The sequence below is a fragment of the Streptomyces sp. NBC_01707 genome (assembly GCF_041438805.1).
Classification (GTDB): Bacteria; Actinomycetota; Actinomycetes; order Streptomycetales; family Streptomycetaceae; genus Streptomyces.
Genome location: NZ_CP109190.1, coordinates 7233754 through 7251220, shown reverse-complemented (window position 1 = coordinate 7251220; position 17467 = coordinate 7233754). Strand labels below are relative to the sequence as shown.

Annotated in this window: 12 protein-coding genes; 7 read left to right on the top strand and 5 right to left on the bottom strand. The window is 71.4% G+C overall.

Going from position 1 to position 17467, the window contains the following annotated elements; genetic code table 11:
- Positions 1-70: 70 nt before the first annotated feature.
- From OG963_RS32485 to OG963_RS32475, 3 genes are all read right to left on the bottom strand, one after another.
- Positions 71-1531 carry a glutamate synthase subunit beta gene (locus OG963_RS32485; protein ID WP_093771687.1) on the bottom strand — a complete coding sequence of 487 codons (1461 nt, stop codon included), beginning with the start codon at positions 1529-1531 and terminating at the stop codon, positions 71-73.
- Positions 1524-6083, bottom strand: coding sequence for a glutamate synthase large subunit (gene gltB, locus OG963_RS32480; RefSeq protein WP_319325410.1), 4560 nt, complete (start codon positions 6081-6083; stop codon positions 1524-1526). Before gltB ends, OG963_RS32485 begins: the two co-directional genes overlap by 8 nt.
- Before the next feature lie 400 nt (positions 6084-6483).
- Positions 6484-7218 (bottom strand): VIT1/CCC1 transporter family protein, encoded by a 735-nt coding sequence (locus OG963_RS32475; protein WP_093771683.1) that lies wholly within the window; start codon positions 7216-7218, stop codon positions 6484-6486.
- A 263-nt stretch (positions 7219-7481) separates the two neighbouring features.
- Between OG963_RS32475 and OG963_RS32470 the strand changes: the two genes are divergently transcribed.
- From OG963_RS32470 to OG963_RS32440, 7 genes are read left to right on the top strand one after another with little or no spacing between them, the layout of a single operon-like run.
- Positions 7482-8714: an ADP-ribosylglycohydrolase family protein gene (locus OG963_RS32470; RefSeq protein ID WP_256223504.1), complete on the top strand. Its 1233-nt coding sequence runs from the start codon at positions 7482-7484 to the stop codon at positions 8712-8714.
- Positions 8711-9976, top strand: a complete 1266-nt coding sequence (locus OG963_RS32465) for an ADP-ribosylglycohydrolase family protein (protein ID WP_371799739.1) — start codon at positions 8711-8713, stop codon at positions 9974-9976. The genes OG963_RS32470 and OG963_RS32465 overlap by 4 nt, the downstream gene beginning before the upstream one ends.
- Complete coding sequence (locus OG963_RS32460) at positions 9930-11105, top strand: ADP-ribosylglycohydrolase family protein (protein ID WP_371799738.1); 1176 nt, start codon at positions 9930-9932, stop codon at positions 11103-11105. Before OG963_RS32465 ends, OG963_RS32460 begins: the two co-directional genes overlap by 47 nt.
- Complete coding sequence (locus tag OG963_RS32455; RefSeq protein WP_093771679.1) at positions 11102-12466, top strand: ADP-ribosylglycohydrolase family protein; 1365 nt, start codon at positions 11102-11104, stop codon at positions 12464-12466. Before OG963_RS32460 ends, OG963_RS32455 begins: the two co-directional genes overlap by 4 nt.
- On the top strand, positions 12463-13347 hold the full coding sequence (gene rbsK, locus OG963_RS32450) for a ribokinase (RefSeq protein WP_093771677.1): 885 nt from the start codon (positions 12463-12465) through the stop codon (positions 13345-13347). The genes OG963_RS32455 and rbsK overlap by 4 nt, the downstream gene beginning before the upstream one ends.
- Positions 13344-14543 carry a CaiB/BaiF CoA-transferase family protein gene (locus OG963_RS32445; protein WP_030919490.1) on the top strand — a complete coding sequence of 400 codons (1200 nt, stop codon included), beginning with the start codon at positions 13344-13346 and terminating at the stop codon, positions 14541-14543. The genes rbsK and OG963_RS32445 overlap by 4 nt, the downstream gene beginning before the upstream one ends.
- Entirely contained in the window at positions 14540-15358 is an 819-nt protein-coding gene (locus OG963_RS32440; RefSeq protein WP_176902086.1) for a CoA ester lyase, read from the top strand. The genes OG963_RS32445 and OG963_RS32440 overlap by 4 nt, the downstream gene beginning before the upstream one ends.
- A 160-nt stretch (positions 15359-15518) precedes the next feature.
- On the opposite strand, the gene lgt is transcribed toward OG963_RS32440, so the two are convergent.
- Positions 15519-16508 carry a prolipoprotein diacylglyceryl transferase gene (lgt, locus tag OG963_RS32435; RefSeq protein WP_371799737.1) on the bottom strand — a complete coding sequence of 330 codons (990 nt, stop codon included), beginning with the start codon at positions 16506-16508 and terminating at the stop codon, positions 15519-15521.
- Positions 16509-16616: 108 nt separating this feature from the next.
- Complete coding sequence (locus tag OG963_RS32430; RefSeq protein ID WP_093771671.1) at positions 16617-17441, bottom strand: thioredoxin domain-containing protein; 825 nt, start codon at positions 17439-17441, stop codon at positions 16617-16619.
- Between the last annotated feature and the right edge of the window lie 26 nt (positions 17442-17467).

Genomic DNA, 17467 nt, shown 5'->3' with positions numbered 1-17467 from the left:
GGACGGGCAGGCGCCGCGTTCAGTTCCGTACGCCGTTGTACGGGACGTCTGTTGGTGGTGCTGGTGGTGCTCAGACCGTCAGGGAACGGTCCGTCGGGCGGATCGGGGCCGGCAGTGCGCTGGCCCCGGTCAGGAAGCGGTCCACACCACGCGCCGCGGAGCGGCCCTCGGCGATGGCCCACACGATGAGGGACTGGCCGCGGCCCGCGTCACCGGCGACGAAGACACCTTCGACGTTGGTGGCGTAGTCCGCGTCGCGCGCGACATTGCCACGCTCGTCGAGCTTCACACCGAACTGCTGGACGAGGCCGTTGGACTGGTCGGTGCCGGTGAAGCCCATGGCGAGCGTGACCAGCTGCGCCGGGATCCGCCGCTCGGTGCCGGGCTTCTGCTCCAGCTTGCCGTCCTTGAACTCCACCTCGACGAGGTGCAGCGCCTGGACGTTTCCGTCCTCGTCGCCCTCGAAGTGGGTGGTGGAGACCGCGTAGACCCGCTCGCCGCCCTCCTCGTGCGCCGAGGTGACCTTGTACAGCATCGGGAAGGTCGGCCAGGGCTGGTTGGCGTTCCGCTCCTCGCCCGGCTTCGGCATGATCTCCAGCTGGGTGACGGAGGCCGCGCCCTGCCGGTGGGCGGTACCGACGCAGTCGGCGCCGGTGTCGCCGCCGCCGATGACGACGACGTGCTTGCCCTCGGCGGAGATCGGGGAGACCGTCAGGTCGCCCTCCTGCACCTTGTTGGCGAGCGGCAGGTACTCCATCGCGAAGTGCACGCCGTTCAGCTCACGGCCCGGGACGGGCAGGTCGCGGGAGACGGTGGCACCGGCGGCGATGACGACCGCGTCGTACCGGCGGCGGAGCTTGGCGGCATCGAGGTCCTTGCCGATCTCCACCTCCGTACGGAACTTGGTGCCTTCCGCGCGCATCTGCTCGATGCGGCGGTTGATGTGCGACTTCTCCATCTTGAACTCGGGGATGCCGTACCGGAGAAGGCCCCCGATGCGGTCCGCACGCTCGTAGACGGCGACCGTGTGACCGGCCCGGGTCAGCTGCTGGGCGGCGGCGAGACCCGCCGGGCCCGAGCCGATGACCGCGACGGTCTTGCCGGACAGCCGCTCGGGCGGCTGCGGGGTGACGTCGCCGCTGTCCCACGCCTTGTCGATGATCGAGACTTCGACGTTCTTGATGGTGACGGCCGGCTGGTTGATGCCGAGGACGCACGCCGACTCGCACGGAGCGGGGCACAGACGGCCCGTGAACTCCGGGAAGTTGTTCGTCGCGTGCAGGCGCTCGGACGCGGCCGTCCAGTCCTCGCGGTAGGCGTAGTCGTTCCACTCGGGGATGAGGTTCCCCAGCGGACAGCCGTTGTGGCAGAACGGGATGCCGCAGTCCATGCAGCGGCCGGCCTGCTTGCTGATGATCGGGAGCAGCGAGCCCGGAACGTAGACCTCGTTCCAGTCCTTGACGCGCTCGCCCACGGGGCGGGTCTTGGCGGCCTCGCGCCCGGTGGTCAGGAAGCCCTTGGGGTCAGCCATTGGTCGCCGCCTCCATCATCTTCTCGGTGGTCTCCTGCTCGGAGAGACCGGCGAGCTCAGCGGCGTCCTTGGCGGCGAGCACTGCCTTGTAGGTGGACGGGATGATCTTGCTGAAGCGGGCCACCGCGGTGTCCCACTCGGCAAGCAGCTTCTCGGCGACGGTGGAGCCCGTCTCCTCCTGGTGGCGGCGCACGACGTCGTGCAGCCACTGCTTGTCGGTGTCGGAGAGTTCCTCGATCGCACCGAGGTTGCCGACGTTGACGTTGTCGCGGTCCAGGTCGACGACGTACGCGACACCGCCCGACATGCCGGCGGCGAAGTTGCGCCCGGTCTCACCGAGGACGACGGCGTGACCACCGGTCATGTACTCGCAGCCGTGGTCGCCCACGCCTTCCGAGACGACGGTCGCGCCGGAGTTGCGGACGCAGAACCGCTCACCGGTGCGGCCGCGCAGGAACAGCTCGCCGCCGGTCGCGCCGTAGGCGATGGTGTTGCCCGCGATGGTGGAGTACTCGGCGAGGTGGTCGGCGCCGCGGTCCGGGCGGACGATGACGCGGCCACCGGAGAGGCCCTTGCCGACGTAGTCGTTGGCGTCGCCCTCCAGGCGCAGCGTCACACCGCTCGGCACGAACGCGCCGAACGACTGGCCGGCGGAGCCGGTGAAGGTGATGTCGATGGTGTCCTGCGGCAGACCGGCACCGCCGAACTTCTTCGTCACCTCGTGGCCGAGCATGGTGCCGACGGTCCGGTTGATGTTCCGGATCGCGATCTGGGCCCGGACCGGCTGCGCGTCCGCGGCACTGTCCGCGTTCAGGGCGTCGGCGGCGAGCTTGATCAGCTCGTTGTCGAGCGCCTTGGCGAGACCGTGGTCCTGCGCGATCTGCTGGTGGCGGACCGCACCCTCGGGCAGCTCCGGGACGTAGAACAGGGGCTCCAGGTCGAGGCCCTGCGCCTTCCAGTGCGTGACCGCACGGTCGGTGTCCAGCAGCTCGGCGTGGCCGACGGCCTCCTCGATCGTACGGAAGCCGAGCTCGGCGAGGAGCTCGCGGACTTCCTGGGCGATGAACTCGAAGAAGTTGACGACGTACTCGGCCTTGCCGGAGAACCGGTCACGCAGGACCGGGTTCTGGGTGGCGATGCCGACCGGGCAGGTGTCGAGGTGGCAGACCCGCATCATGACGCAGCCCGAGACGACGAGCGGCGCGGTCGCGAAACCGAACTCCTCGGCGCCCAGCAGCGCGGCGATGACGACGTCGCGGCCGGTCTTCAGCTGGCCGTCGGTCTGCACGACGATGCGGTCGCGCAGGCCGTTGAGCAGCAGGGTCTGCTGGGTCTCGGCGAGGCCGAGCTCCCAGGGGCCGCCCGCGTGCTTCAGCGAGGTGAGCGGCGAGGCGCCCGTTCCGCCGTCGTGGCCGGAGATCAGGACGACGTCCGCGTGCGCCTTGGAGACACCTGCGGCGACCGTGCCGACGCCGACCTCGGAGACCAGCTTCACGTGGATGCGGGCCGCGGGGTTGGCGTTCTTGAGGTCGTGGATCAGCTGAGCCAGGTCCTCGATGGAGTAGATGTCGTGGTGCGGCGGCGGGGAGATCAGACCGACACCCGGGGTGGAGTGCCGGGTCTTGGCGACCCACGGGTAGACCTTGTGGCCGGGCAGCTGGCCGCCCTCGCCGGGCTTGGCACCCTGCGCCATCTTGATCTGGATGTCGTCCGCGTTGACCAGGTACTCGCTGGTCACACCGAAGCGGCCGGAGGCGACCTGCTTGATGGACGAGCGGCGCGCCGGGTCGTAGAGCCGGTCGGCGTCCTCGCCGCCCTCACCGGTGTTGGACTTGCCGCCCAGCTGGTTCATGGCGATGGCGAGGGTCTCGTGCGCCTCGCGGGAGATCGAGCCGTACGACATGGCGCCGGTGGAGAACCGCTTGACGATTTCGGAGACGGACTCGACCTCGTCGACCGGGATCGCCTCGCGGTCCGACTTGAAGCCGAACAGGCCGCGGAGCGTCATCAGGCGCTCGGACTGCTCGTTCACCCGGTCCGTGTACTTCTTGAAGATGTCGTACCGGCGGTTGCGGGTGGCGTGCTGGAGGCGGAAGACCGTCTCCGGGTCGAACAGGTGCGGCTCGCCCTCGCGGCGCCACTGGTACTCGCCGCCGATCTCCAGCGCGCGGTGCGAGGCGGAGATGCCGGAGGCGGGGTAGCCCTTGGCGTGCCGGGCGGCGACCTCCTTGGCGACGACGTCGAGTCCGGCGCCGCCGATCTTGGTCGCGGTGCCGTTGAAGTACTTCGAGACGAAGGCCTCGTCGAGACCGACGGCCTCGAAGACCTGGGCGCCACGGTAGGAGGCGACGGTCGAGATGCCCATCTTGGACATGACCTTCAGGACGCCCTTGCCGAGCGCGTAGATCAGGTTCCGGATGGCCTGCTCGGGCTCGATGCCCTCGATGAACGTGCCGGCCCGGACCAGGTCCTCGACGGACTCCATCGCCAGGTACGGGTTGACCGCGGCGGCGCCGTAACCGATCAGCAGCGCGACGTGATGGACCTCGCGGACGTCCCCGGCCTCGACCAGCAGACCCACCTGGGTGCGCTGCTTGGTACGGATGAGGTGGTGGTGGACGGCCGAGGTGAGCAGCAGCGACGGGATCGGCGCGTGCTCGGCGTCGGAGTGCCGGTCGGACAGGACGATCAGGCGGGCGCCGTCCTCTATGGCGGCGTCGACCTCGGTGCAGATCTGCTCGATCCGGGCGGCGAGGGCCTCACCGCTGCCGCTGACCCGGTAGAGACCGGAGAGCGTGGCGGCCTTCATGCCCGGCATGTCGCCGTCGGCATTGATGTGTATCAGCTTGGCCAGCTCGTCGTTGTCGATCACCGGGAACGGCAGCGTGACGCTGCGGCACGACGCGGCGGTCGGCTCCAGCAGGTTGCCCTGCGGGCCGAGCGTGGAGCGCAGCGAGGTGACGAGCTCCTCGCGGATGGCGTCCAGCGGCGGGTTGGTGACCTGCGCGAACAGCTGGGTGAAGTAGTCGAAGAGCAGCCGGGGACGCTCGGACAGGGCCGCGATCGGCGAGTCCGTGCCCATGGAGCCGAGCGGCTCGCCGGCGGTGCGGGCCATCGGCGCGAGGATGACGCGGAGCTCTTCCTCGGTGTAGCCGAAGGTCTGCTGGCGGCGGGTGACGGAGGCGTGCGTGTGCACGATGTGCTCGCGCTCGGGGAGATCCTCCAGCTCGATCTCGCCGGTCTCCAGCCACTCCTGGTACGGCTGCTCGGCGGCGAGGCCCGCCTTGATCTCGTCGTCCTCGATGATGCGGCCCTCGGCGGTGTCGACGAGGAACATCTTGCCGGGCTGGAGGCGGCCCTTGCGGACGACCTTCGCGGGGGCGATGTCCAGGACACCGACCTCGGAGGAGAGGACGACGAGGCCGTCGTCGGTGACCCAGTAACGGCCGGGGCGCAGACCGTTGCGGTCGAGGACCGCGCCGACCTGGGTACCGTCCGTGAAGGTGACGCAGGCCGGGCCGTCCCAGGGCTCCATCATCGTGGAGTGGTACTGGTAGAAGGCGCGCCGGGCCGGGTCCATCGAGTCGTGGTTCTCCCACGCCTCGGGGACCATCATCAGCACCGAGTGCGGCAGCGAGCGGCCACCGAGGTGGAGCAGCTCCAGGACCTCGTCGAAGGAGGCGGAGTCGGAGGCGTCCGGGGTGCAGACGGGGAAGATCCGGTCCAGCTGCTCCGTACCGAAGAGGCTCGACGCGAGCTGGGACTCGCGGGCCTTCATCCAGTTGCGGTTGCCCTTGACCGTGTTGATCTCGCCGTTGTGCGCGACGAAGCGGTACGGGTGGGCGAGCGGCCAGCTCGGGAACGTGTTCGTGGAGAAGCGGGAGTGGACCAGCGCAACCGTGGTGGCGAGACGGCGGTCGGAGAGGTCCGGGAAGAACGGCTCCAGCTGCCCGGTGGTGAGCATGCCCTTGTAGACGATCGTGCGGGCGGAGAGCGAGGGGAAGTACACCGCGGCCTCACGCTCGGCGCGCTTGCGCAGCACGAAGGCCTTGCGGTCGAGCGCGATGCCGGCGCTCTCACCGTCCGCGACGAAGAGCTGACGGAACTCGGGCATGGTGGCGCGGGCGCCGCTGCCGAGGAGGTCGGGACTGACCGGGACCTCACGCCAGCCGAGGACCTTCAGGCCCTCCTCGGCGGCGATCTTCTCGAGCTTCCGGACGGCCTCGGTGGAGTCGTCCGCGGGCAGGAAGGCGATTCCGACGGCGTAGCCACCGGCCTCCGGGAGGCCGAAGGGGACCTCTGCGCGGAGGAAGGCGTCCGGTACCTGGAGCAGGATTCCGGCGCCGTCGCCCGAGTCGGGCTCGGATCCGGTGGCGCCGCGGTGCTCGAGGTTGCGCAGTACGGTCAGCGCCTGCTCGACCAGCTCATGGCTGGCCACACCGGTCAGAGTGGCCACGAACCCGACACCACAGGCGTCGTGCTCGTTACGGGGGTCGTACATCCCCTGCTGGGCGGGGCGACCGTCCATGGGCGACCAGGCGTCGGAACGCATTGGCTCTCCCGTCGTCGTCGTGGCATATGCAGTGCCGAGGGACGACGTTGGCCCTCTGCGAAATTTCGTGCAGGTTACATGATGGGCTGCTTCTCAAGAAGCGGATAGCCCGTTCCAACATGCGGACACCGCGCGGAGCGGTGGAGCGGGTCGCAGTCGGAGGATCGGCGCCCGGGGGACCACAGAGAGCAGGCGTCGTTGCCTGCGGTGTCTACGGCTCATGCCCAGTGGTAAAGGAAACGAAACCGCCGAGTAACGGCTACTTATGTGGAGCCTTGTATAGAGACTCATTTTACGTCCGTTGGGGTGACCCGCCCAGAGGCGGAAGCAAAGACGTACGTCACACGGGTTGCAGGGAGATTGCTTGCGGGCACATCCGTGCCGGGCGGCGCGGGCGCGCTCAGCCGCCGACGGCCACACCGAACAGGGTACCCAGGCCGTACGTGATCGCAGCGGCCGTCCCGCCGAGCACCAGCTGCCGCAGCCCGCTGAACCACCAGCTGCGGGCCGTCACCCGCGCCACGACCGCCCCGCAGCCGAAGAGGCCGACCAGCGCGAGCAGCACCGCAGGCCACATCGCGCTCGCACCGAGCAGATACGGCAGTACGGGCAGCAGCGCGCCCATCGCGAAGGCGCCGAACGACGAGACGGCGGCGACGAGCGGCGACGGCAGATCGCCCGGGTCGATGCCCAGCTCCTCGCGGGCGTGTATCTCCAGGGCCTGCTCGGGATCGCGGGACAGCTGCCGGGCGACCTCGCGGGCGAGCTCGGGCTCGACACCGCGGGACTCGTAGAGCGCGGCGAGCTCTTCCATCTCGTCCGTCGGATGCTTGCGCAACTCACGCCGCTCGACATCGAGTTCGGCCTCGACGAGCTCGCGCTGCGAGGCCACGGAGGTGTATTCGCCGGCCGCCATGGAGAACGCACCGGCCGCCAGACCCGCCAGACCGGTGATCACGATCGTCTGCTGGGAGACCGAGCCACCCGCGACGCCGGTCATCAGCGCCAGGTTCGAGACCAGCCCGTCCATCGCACCGAAGACCGCCGGACGCAGCCAGCCGCCGTTCACATCACGGTGGGTGTGGTTGTCGCGGTGCGCCTCGTGCAGCACGGCGTCGGTCTCGATGATGGCCACAGCTCTCCCCTTCTCCGGCAGCGGGTTCTGCTCGCCCCACCCCCGCTCAACACCTCCGAAAGTACGCACGAAAGGAATCCCCCGCCAGCAAGCCAGGCCGTACTTACCTGCCCGCTGACCAGGTAAGTACGGCCTGCCTTACGAAGGGGATCCCGTCATCCGAGTGGCCCTTTTGTTGCGTTTATCGGCCTCTGTCGGCGCTCCGCGTGGCACAGATCGGACAGGTACGAGAACTGGCTCGGTACGAGCGAAGGGTCGACGCGATGGAGTTGATTGCAGGCAATCCGGCAGAACCGCGCACGGGCGGGGGCACGGCGGAGGCGGCCCGGAACGACGCGCACCGCCTCGACGCGAGCCACGCCGACGGTTCCGGACACCCCGACCGGGCGGACCGGGCCCGGGGTGCGCTCCTCGGTCTTGCCGTGGGCGATGCGCTGGGCGCACCCGCGGAGAACCTGCGGCCCTCCGAGATCCGCCGCCGCTGGGGCCGGATCGAAGGCTTCGTCAGCGACGACCCGGCCGGTACCGACGACACGGAGTACGCGATCTTCTCCGGGCTGCTGCTGGCCCGGCACGGCTCGGCGCTGACCGTCACCCATGTCGAGCGGGCCTGGCATCTGTGGATCGCCGACCTCGACGAGGGGCCGTTCCGCGGCGCCGGGTTCAGCGAGCGCGGGACCCTGGAGAACCTGCGCCGGGGCCTCGCAGCCCCGATCTCCGCCCAGCACCGGCACGCCTGGAGCGACGGACTCGCGATGCGTGCGGCGCCGTTCGGAGTCTTCGCGGCAGGCCGGCCCGCGGAGGCCGCGCGCCTGGTCGCGATCGACGGGCAGGTCAGCCATGACGGGGAGGGCATCTACGGCGGCCAGGCGGTGGCGGCCGGGGTGGCCGCCGCGATGGCGGGGGCGGGGGTCACGTCCGTGATCGCGGCCGCCCTGTCCGTCGTACCGATGGACTCCTGGACGGCGCGCTCGCTGCGGCGGGCGGTGACGGCCGCGCAGCACAGGCACCCCGACCGCCTCACGAGGGAACGCGCGGTGCGCTCCGCGGTGGTGGTGGGCGGCTACCCGTGGACGGACCTGGCACCGGAGGCGGTGGGCCTGGCGTTCGGCGCGTTCGCGGCGGCGCACGGCGACTTCCGTACGGCGGTGCTGACGGCGGTCAACATGGGCCGCGACGCGGACACCACGGCGGCGGTGGCAGGCGCGCTGGCCGGTGCGCTGGGCGGGCTGTCCGCGATCCCCCGGAACTGGGGACGGGCGATCGGCCCGGTCCGGGGCAGCTGCCTGCCGTCGATGCGGGGCCACCACGTCCTGGACATCGCGGAGTTGCTCACCCCGGACGAGGCGGACGAGCCGGACGGCGCGACGAGCCGCTGGGACGGTGGGGACGGCGGGACCGGCAACGGCAACGGGTCCGGCACGGCCGCCCCGGCCGGCGGGGCCCGCGAGGCCGGCACCACCACCGCGGACGGACCCGCGGCGGTGGTGTCATGACTACCGCGCGGGACACCGGGCCCCGCCCGGAGAATCGTTCCACCCCACCCCTGGACCAGCCCCTGACCCGGCCGCTGCCGGGGCGCCGGGCCCGGATCGAGGGGCTGCTGCTCGGGCTGGCCTCGGGGGATGCCGCCGGCTGGCCCGCGGCGCGTCACCGGGCGGCCCGGATGCCCGAATGGACGCGTCGGCTCACCCGGGAGCTCGACACCTTCGCCGAGCAGAACGCCACCACCACCCTCCCCGTGCCCATCGCGCTCAACCAGCCGCCCGAGCCGCTGCGGCTCGGCCCCTCCGACGACGCCGAGTGGGCCGCGTTCGCCGCCGGGACCGTGCTGGCTTCGGAGGCCGGTCCGCTGCACGGCCTCTCCCCCGACCGCCGGATGCGGGCCGCCATCGACGTCGCGTGGAACGCGCTGGCCGCGGAGGTCGCCGCGGCAGCGGCACGGGCGCCCGAGGTGGAGTCGGCGGTTCTCCCGCTGCGCGCCCGGATCTCGGTGCGGGCCGGACTCGGCAATCTCGCCGCCGGACTGCGGCCGCCCGCCACCGGCCACGACAACCCGCACTACTTCGACGACGCGGCCTGCGTACGGGCTGCCGTACTTGCGGTCGTCCACCCCGGCCGACCCTGGGCCGCCGCGGAACTCGCCGAGTTCGATGCCCGATACACCCAGGACGGCGACGGTGTGCACGGCGCCCGCGCGATGGCCGCCGCGATCGCCGAGGCGCTGGGCGGAGCCGATGTCGACACCGCGGTGAACGCCGCACTCGACCAGCTCCCCGAGGGCACCGAGATCGCCCGCAACGCCGCTCACGCCGTCCGGATCGCCCGCGACTTCGTCGGCGAGGCCGCCGGCGCCTTCGCGCTCGTACCCGTGTTGGAACATCAGATCGTCGACCATGTCTACAGCTACGGGATCGCCGCGGCCGAGACCGTACCGGTCGCCCTGGCTCTGACCACCGCGGCCCGTGGCGAGATCACCCAGGCCGTCCCCGCGGCGGCCTGCTTGTCACGGGTCGCGGACTCGGCGCCCGCCCTGGCCGGCGCGCTGACCGGTGCGCTGGGTGGCATCGCCGCCGTCCCGGACGGCTGGCGCGAAGCCTGCCGCACCCTCGCGGGATGCGCGCTGCCCCGTCTCGCGGGCACCGATCTCATCGAACTCGCCGGGCTGCTGACAGACACGGAACCAGCCCCTTCGGGTGGACAATTCCGGCATGACGCCGATTCAGAACAAAACACCCACCGTGCTCGGTCTCGATGACCGGATCACCGGCGCTCTCGTCGGCGCCGCCGTCGGCGACGCGCTCGGCGGGCCGGTCGAGGGCCGGACCGCCGAGCAGATCGTCGAGCGCCACGGCGGCCGGATCACCGGCATCGTGGGCCCGTGGGACGGCGAGGACTGGCGCACCGCCCGCCCCATCGCCCCCTACCACAAGGGCGACGGTCACGTCACCGACGACACCTTGATGACCCACGCACTGGTACGGGTGTACGGCACCGTACGGGACCACCTCGACGCGTACTGCGTCGCCGACCATCTCGTACCCGAGCTGATCTCGACCCCTCGCTGGATCCCGGAGCTGGAGGCCGAGGCGCTGCCCCTGCAGCGGATCTTCCTCGCCGAGAAATGGATCGTCGCCCGGCTGCACTACGGCCATGTCGATCCGCGCGAGGCCGGCTCCGGGAACATCGTGAACTGCGGGGCGGCGATGTACATGGCGCCGGTCGGCCTGGTCAACGCCGCCCATCCACAGGCCGCGTACGCCGAGGCGCTGGATGTCGCGGGCGCCCATCAGTCGTCGTACGGAAGGGAGGCCGCCGGAGTCTTCGCGGCGGCAGTCGCCGCCGCCTGTGCGCCGGATGCGACGCCCGCCACCGTCGTCGACGCCTGTCTGTCGCTCGCCAAGGACGGGACGCGGGCCGCCATCGAAGCGGTCTGCGAAGTGGCCGTACGGTACCGGGACTTCGAGACGGCGCTGACACCGCTGCGTACGGCCGTCGCCCCCTTCGACACCGTCGGGCCCGACTACCGCGCACCGTCCCTCGGCGCCCGCCGCCCGTCCCGGTTGCACGCCATCGAGGAGCTGCCGGTCGCCCTCGGGATGCTGCTCGTCGCGGACGGCGACTACCGGCACGCAGTGCTCGGCTCGGTCAACTACGGCCGGGACTGCGACTCGATCGCCACGATGAGCGGTGCGCTCGCCGGCGCGCTGCACGGCGAGGCGGCGATCCCCGCCACCTGGGTGAAAACGGTCGCGGAGGCCAGCCGTCTCGATCTGCACGCACCGGCGCGAACTCTGACGGACGTCGCCCACGAGGTGTTCGTGCGGGACACCGCCCGGCGACGTACGCACGAGGCGGCGTTCGCGACGCTGGCGGGTACGCCGTGACCGTGCGCGTCACCTGGGTGCAGCCGGAGGATCTGATCGGGCACGAACTGCGCCAGGCGGCCGAGGACGGCCGGGACGTGCGGGACATCGAGCACCGGTGGTACGCGGCGGGCGGCGCGCCCGCTCCGGAGCGCGCGGGCGCGTCGACGCCCCCCGCGCCGCCCGCACTCCGCGCGCTCGCCGGGCGGCTGCTCGACGAACTCGCGCGGCTCGACTCGACGGCGGCCGTCGACGAGCCGACGGATCTGGCCTTGATCCGGGCGGCCTGCCCGCACTGGCCGACTCCGCGCGCGGATCTTCCGACGGTCGGCAAGGCCCGGCTGGAGGCGGCCTGGCTGGGCCGCGCGGCCGGCTGCCTGCTCGGCAAGCCCGTCGAGAAACTGCCTCTCGCGGGGATCCGCGCACTGGCCCGCGCCACCGGGAACTGGCCGCTCTCCACCTGGTTCACCGCCAGGGGCCTGCCCGCCGAACTGACCGCCGCCCACCCCTGGAACCGCCGCTCCGCCGCCACCTCGCTCGCCGAGAACATCGACGGGATGCCGGAGGACGACGATCTCAATTACCCACTTCTCACCCTGCTGTTGATCCAGCGCCACGGACCGTCCTTCTCCACCGCCGATCTCGCCCGGCTCTGGCTCGACGAACTCCCCGCCGGCCGGACCTTCACCGCCGAGCGGGTGGCGTACCGCAATCTGCTCGACGGCATCGAGCCGCCGGACACCGCCCGGCACCGCAATCCGTTCCGGGAGTGGATCGGCGCCCAGATCCGCGCCGATGTGCACGGCTGGACACACCCCGGCGACCCGGCGGCCGCCGCCGAGCAGGCCCACCGGGACGCGGTCCTGACCCACACGGGCAACGGCGTGTACGGGGCGATGTTCACCGCTGCCGCGCTCGCCGAGGCGGCCGGTGGGGAGACCGATGTGCACGGCTGCCTCGCGACCGGGCTGCGCGTCGTACCGCCGCGCTCGCGCTTCGCGCACGCGGTCCGCACCGGGATCGACGCGGCCCGCGGGGAGCCCGACTTCGACGCGGTCGCCGACCGGCTGCACGCGGCGTTCGGCGCGTACCACTGGGTCCACGTGCTGCCCAACGCCGCGCTGCTCGCCGCCGCCCTCACCCACGCCGACGGAGACTTCTCCACCTCCATCTGCCGTGCGGTCTCCGGTGGTTGGGACACGGACTCGAACGGTGCGACCGCCGGCTCGCTGGCCGGTCTGCTGGCCGGCCGGCCCGACGCGCTGCCCGTCCGGTGGACCACCCCGCTCAAGAACCGTCTCGCCACATCCGTCCCGGGTTTCGACTCCGTCGGCTTCGACGCACTCGCTGAACTGACCTACCAGGAGGCACTCCGCCCATGACCGCCATCGCGGTGCTCGGCAGCACCAATATGGACCTTGTCGCCTACGTCGCACGGGCCCCGGAGCGCGGGGAGACCGTCACCGGAAGGGAGTTCCGCACCATCCCCGGCGGCAAGGGCGCCAATCAGGCCATCGCCGCCGCCCGCGCGGGCGGCGAGGTGCTGATGATCGGCGCGGTCGGCGACGACGCGTACGGCACACGGCTCCGGGCCGAACTGGAGCACGCGGGCGTCGAAACCGATCTGCTGCACACCGCCGAGGGCCCCAGCGGCACGGCGCACATCGTGGTCGACGACACGGGTGCCAACGCCATCGTGGTGATCCCGGGCGCCAACGGCACCGTCCACACGCTCGGCCACGGTGAGATGGCCGCCATCGCGGAGGCCGATCTGCTGCTCCTCCAGCTGGAACTGCCCCTGCCGGCAGTGGTCGAAGGGGCCCGGATGGCCCACGCGCAGGGAGTGCGGACGATCCTCACCCCCTCCCCCGTACAGCCCCTGCCGGACGAGCTCTTCGACAACGTGGACCTGTTGATCCCCAATGAGCACGAGGCAGCCGCGCTCTCCGGGAAGTCCGACCCCCACGCGGCGGCCGAGATCCTGCTCCGGCACGTTCCCGCGGTCGTCGTCACCCTCGGTTCGAAGGGCTGCCTGTACGCGGCCCGAGGCAGCGAGACGGTCCATTTCCCCGCCCCGGAAGTGACAGCCGTCGACACCACCGGCGCCGGGGACACATTCGTCGGGGCGCTCGCGGTGGCCCTCGGCGAAGGGCGGGCCGTACCGGAGGCCCTGGCCTGGGCGTCGATCGCTGCGGCGCTCTGCGTACAGAAGCCCGGCGCCTCGACCTCCATGCCGTACCGCAGCGAGATCGACGCCGCATGACCGCGCCCACGGAAGCACCCCTCTCCGGTCTGCGGGTCCTCGATCTCGCCACCCTCTTCGCGGGCCCTCTCGCGGCCACCATGCTCGGCGACTTCGGCGCCGAGGTGGTCAAGGTCGAGCATCCGCGCAAGCCCGACCCGTCGCGTGGCCACGGCCCGACGAAGGACGGCATCGGCCTGTGGTGGAAGCTGCTAGGCCGCAACAAACGCAATCTCACCCTCGACCTCTCCACGCCCGGCGGGCGCGACGTCCTCCTCCGGCTGGCCGCCTCCAGCGATGTGATCATCGAGAACTTCCGGCCGGGGACGCTGGAGCGGTGGGGCATCGGCTGGGAGGAGCTGCACACCGTCAACCCGCGGCTGGTGCTGACCCGCGTCACCGGCTTCGGCCAGTTCGGCCCGTACGCGACCCGCCCCGGCTTCGGCACACTCGCCGAGGCCATGAGCGGTTTCGCCGCGATCACCGGCGAGCCGGACGGGCCGCCGACCCTGCCGCCCTTCGGTCTCGCCGACTCGATCGCGGCACTCGCCACCGCGTACGCCGTGATGGCGGCGTTGGCCGGGCGCGACCGCACCGGGGAGGGCCAAGTCGTCGACCTGGCGATCATCGAGCCGATCCTCACCGTGCTCGGCCCGCAGCCGCTCTGGTACGACCAGCTCGGCTACGTCCAGGAACGCACCGGCAACCGCTCGCGGAACAACGCCCCGCGCAATACGTACCGCACGTCCGACGGCCAGTGGGTCGCCGTCTCCACCTCCGCGCAGTCCATCGCCGAACGCGTGATGCGTCTGGTCGGCCGGGCGGAGCTGATCGACGAGCCGTGGTTCGCCTCCGGCACCACCCGCGCCGAACACTCCGACGAACTCGACGAGGCGGTCGGCACCTGGATGGCCCGGCACACCCGCGACGAGGCGATCTCCGCGTTCGAGAAGGCGGAGGCGGCCATCGCCCCCATCCACGACATCCGGGACGTGATGGAGGATCCGCAGTACCGGGCCTTGGGCTCCGTCGCCGAGGTCCCCGACCCCGAACTGGGCCCGCTCCGGATGCAGAACGTCCTCTTCCGGCTCTCCCGGACCCCGGGCTCGATCCGCTGGGCGGGCCGTCCGCACGGCGCGGACACCGAGGAGATCCTGACCGGGCTCGGCCTGTCAGGACCGGACATCGCCGCGCTACGGGCGGAAGGCGTCCTGTGACCGAGGCCGAAGAGGTGCATCTGACCTGGCTGTACGTTCCCGGGGACCGGCCGGACGTGGTGCGCAAGGCGCGCGACTCGGGCGCGGACGTGGTGATCGTCGACCTGGAGGACGCGGTCGCACCGGACCGTAAGGAGTACGCCCGGTCAGCCACTGCCGAACTCCTCACCGAACCGGCGGCCGGCACGGCCGTGCCGGTACATGTCCGGGTCCACACGGAGGCCGACGTCCTGGCGCTGGCGGGACTGCCGGGCCTCGCCGAACTGCGCCTGCCGAAGATCACTCATGCCGCGACCGTCCACCACATCGCGGCGCTCGCACCCGGCGTGGCGCTCTGTCCGCTGCTGGAGTCGGCGCTCGGCATCGAGCACGCGTACACGGTCGCGGCCTCCCACCCCCAGGTCCGCTCGATCGCCCTCGGCGAGGCCGATCTCCGGGCCGATCTGGGGGTGCGGGACGACCGGGGTCTCGACTGGTCACGCAGCCGGGTGGTGGTCGCCGCCCGCGCGGCCGGCCTCGCCCCGCCGACCCAGTCGGTGTACCCGGACGTACGGGACCTGGACGGCCTGCGGCACTCCTGCGCGCACGGCCGCGCGCTGGGGTTCCTCGGCCGGGCGGCGATCCATCCCCGGCAGCTACCCGTGATCGAGAGGGCGTTCCGGCCCACTTCGGAGGAGATCGACTCGGCCCAGGAGATCGTGGCGGCAGCCCTCACGGAGGCAGGCGCACTGGCACTGCCGGACGGCCGTTTCGTGGACGCGGCGGTAGTGGCGGCTGCCCACCGGACGCTTGCGCTGGCAGAACGGGTGAGCTGACGACGAGGACTCCGGCCCCCGGCGGTCGGGGCGGGGCAAATTCACTCGAACGAGCCCCTCCGGCGACCGAGGAATGGCGGATTCAGGGGCGGCCCCCGGTGGGGGTAACGGCGAGGGGCCCGAACCGTCCGGTTCGGGCCCCTCGTACAAGTGGGTGGCGTCAGCCGTTCTTCGCCGCCTCCGCGGTGCCGTTCTTGCGCGGCGCCCGGGCCTCGTCGTCACGCCGGACGTCACCGTCGGCGGCCGGGCCCGAGTCCGCGTCCTCCGCACCCTCGGCCGCGTCCTCCGCGCCCTCGGCCGCGTCCTCCGCGCCCTCGGCCGTCTCGGTGGCCTCCACGGCCCCCGGCTCGACGACCTCCTCACGCCCCGGCCGCACCTTCGACGAGATCACGATGTACGTCACCGCCAGGACGAAGACGATCACCGCGGTCCACACATTCAGGCGCAGGCCCAGAATGTGGTGGGCCTCGTCGACCCGCATGTACTCGATCCACGCCCGCCCCGTGCAGTACGCCGCGACGTACAGCGCGAACGCCCGCCCGTGTCCGAGCTTGAAGCGGCGGTCCGCCCAGATCACCAGCAGCGCGACGCCCACGCACCACAGCGACTCGTACAGGAACGTCGGGTGGTACGTGCCCGCGACCCGGTTGGGGCCTTCGCTGATCTTCAGGGCCCACGGCAGATCCGTCGGCTTGCCGTACAGCTCCTGGTTGAACCAGTTGCCCCAGCGGCCGATCGCCTGGGCGAAGGCGATACCGGGGGCGAGCGCGTCGGCCCAGGCGGGCAGCGGGATCCCACGACGGCGGCAGCCGATCCAGGCACCGACCGCGCCGAGCGCGATCGCACCCCAGATGCCGAGGCCGCCTTGCCAGATCTTGAAGGCGTCGACCCAGTTCTCGCCGTCGCTGAAGTACAGCTGGTAGTCGGTGATGACGTGGTAGAGCCGGCCACCGACGAGGCCGAAGGGCACGGCCCAGACGGCGATGTCGGCCACTGTGCCGGATCTGCCGCCCCGGGCGATCCAGCGCTTGTTGCCGAACCAGACGGCGACAAACACACCGATGATGATGCAGAACGCGTAGCCGCGGAGCGGGATCGGTCCGAGATCGATCACGCCGGTCGACGGGCTGGGAATGTAGGCAAGGTCCATGGCAGGGTCGACGCTACCCTGCCGGGCGGGACGTACGGCAACCCGCCCGACAACGTATGGGTAACGAGCCGGTCGTCGGATCCCCGCCCCGGCGGGCCCCGGTCCGGGTCAGGAACCGGTCGGCGCCGGGGTGACCTTCGCCGGCTGCTTCCCCTTGTTCGCCTCGGTGACCCACTTCTTCAGGTTTGCCACGGTGATCGGTTCGTTCCCCTTCTTCGGGAAGATCGATTCGCCGTTGAGCAGTGCGGTCGGCGTGCCCTGGAAGCCGCCGTTCTGGAAGGCGGTGTTGGACTTCTGGACCCAGGTGTTGTGCGTGCCGTCCTCCACGCAGCTACGGAAGGCGGGGGTGTCGAGGCCTTTGACCTTGCCCGCCAGCTCGATCAGCTTGCTGCTCTTGCCGAAGGCGTCGTCGGTCTCCGGGGGCTGGTTGCGGTAGAGGACGTCGTGGTACGCGGAGAACTTGCCGACATTCTGCGCGCAGGCCGCCGCATTGGCCGCGTCCAGCGAGCCGCTGCCGCCGAGATTGCCGTCGATGATCGTGGCCAGGTGGTACTCGACCTTCAGCTGTCCGCTGCTCTCCAGCTGGTGGATCGTGTCCCGGAACGCGTTCTCGAACTGGGCGCAGACCGGGCAGCGGAAGTCCTCCCAGATCGTGAGCGTGGACGGGGCCTTGTCCGCACCCACCGGGATGGCCAGGCCGTCCTTGCCCGTCGCACCGGACGGCGCGACCACGGGCCCCGCCCCGGCCTTCTCGCCCTTGCCACCCGAATTCGCGGCGATCACGCCGATGACGGCGGCCAGCGCCAGCACACCCACCACGGCGGTGGAGACGATCAGCGTGCGTCGGCGTCGCTCGAACGCCTTCTCCCGCTCACGCTGCTGTACGAGCCGGTCGCGCGCGGCCCTTTTTCCTTCTTCGTTCTTCTCGCTCACACCCGCAGCAACGAACCGGGGAGGCA

Excerpts from the sequence above, each read along its gene's own strand:
- OG963_RS32485 (WP_093771687.1), bottom strand. The coding sequence starts at position 1,531 with ATGGCTGACCCCAAGGGCTTCCTGACCACCGGGCGCGAGGCCGCCAAG.
- gltB (WP_319325410.1), bottom strand. The coding sequence starts at position 6,083 with ATGCGTTCCGACGCCTGGTCGCCCATGGACGGTCGCCCCGCCCAGCAG.
- OG963_RS32470 (WP_256223504.1), top strand. The coding sequence starts at position 7,482 with ATGGAGTTGATTGCAGGCAATCCGGCAGAACCGCGCACGGGCGGGGGC.
- OG963_RS32465 (WP_371799739.1), top strand. The coding sequence starts at position 8,711 with ATGACTACCGCGCGGGACACCGGGCCCCGCCCGGAGAATCGTTCCACC.
- OG963_RS32460 (WP_371799738.1), top strand. The coding sequence starts at position 9,930 with ATGACGCCGATTCAGAACAAAACACCCACCGTGCTCGGTCTCGATGAC.
- rbsK (WP_093771677.1), top strand. The coding sequence starts at position 12,463 with ATGACCGCCATCGCGGTGCTCGGCAGCACCAATATGGACCTTGTCGCC.
- OG963_RS32445 (WP_030919490.1), top strand. The coding sequence starts at position 13,344 with ATGACCGCGCCCACGGAAGCACCCCTCTCCGGTCTGCGGGTCCTCGAT.
- lgt (WP_371799737.1), bottom strand. The coding sequence starts at position 16,508 with ATGGACCTTGCCTACATTCCCAGCCCGTCGACCGGCGTGATCGATCTC.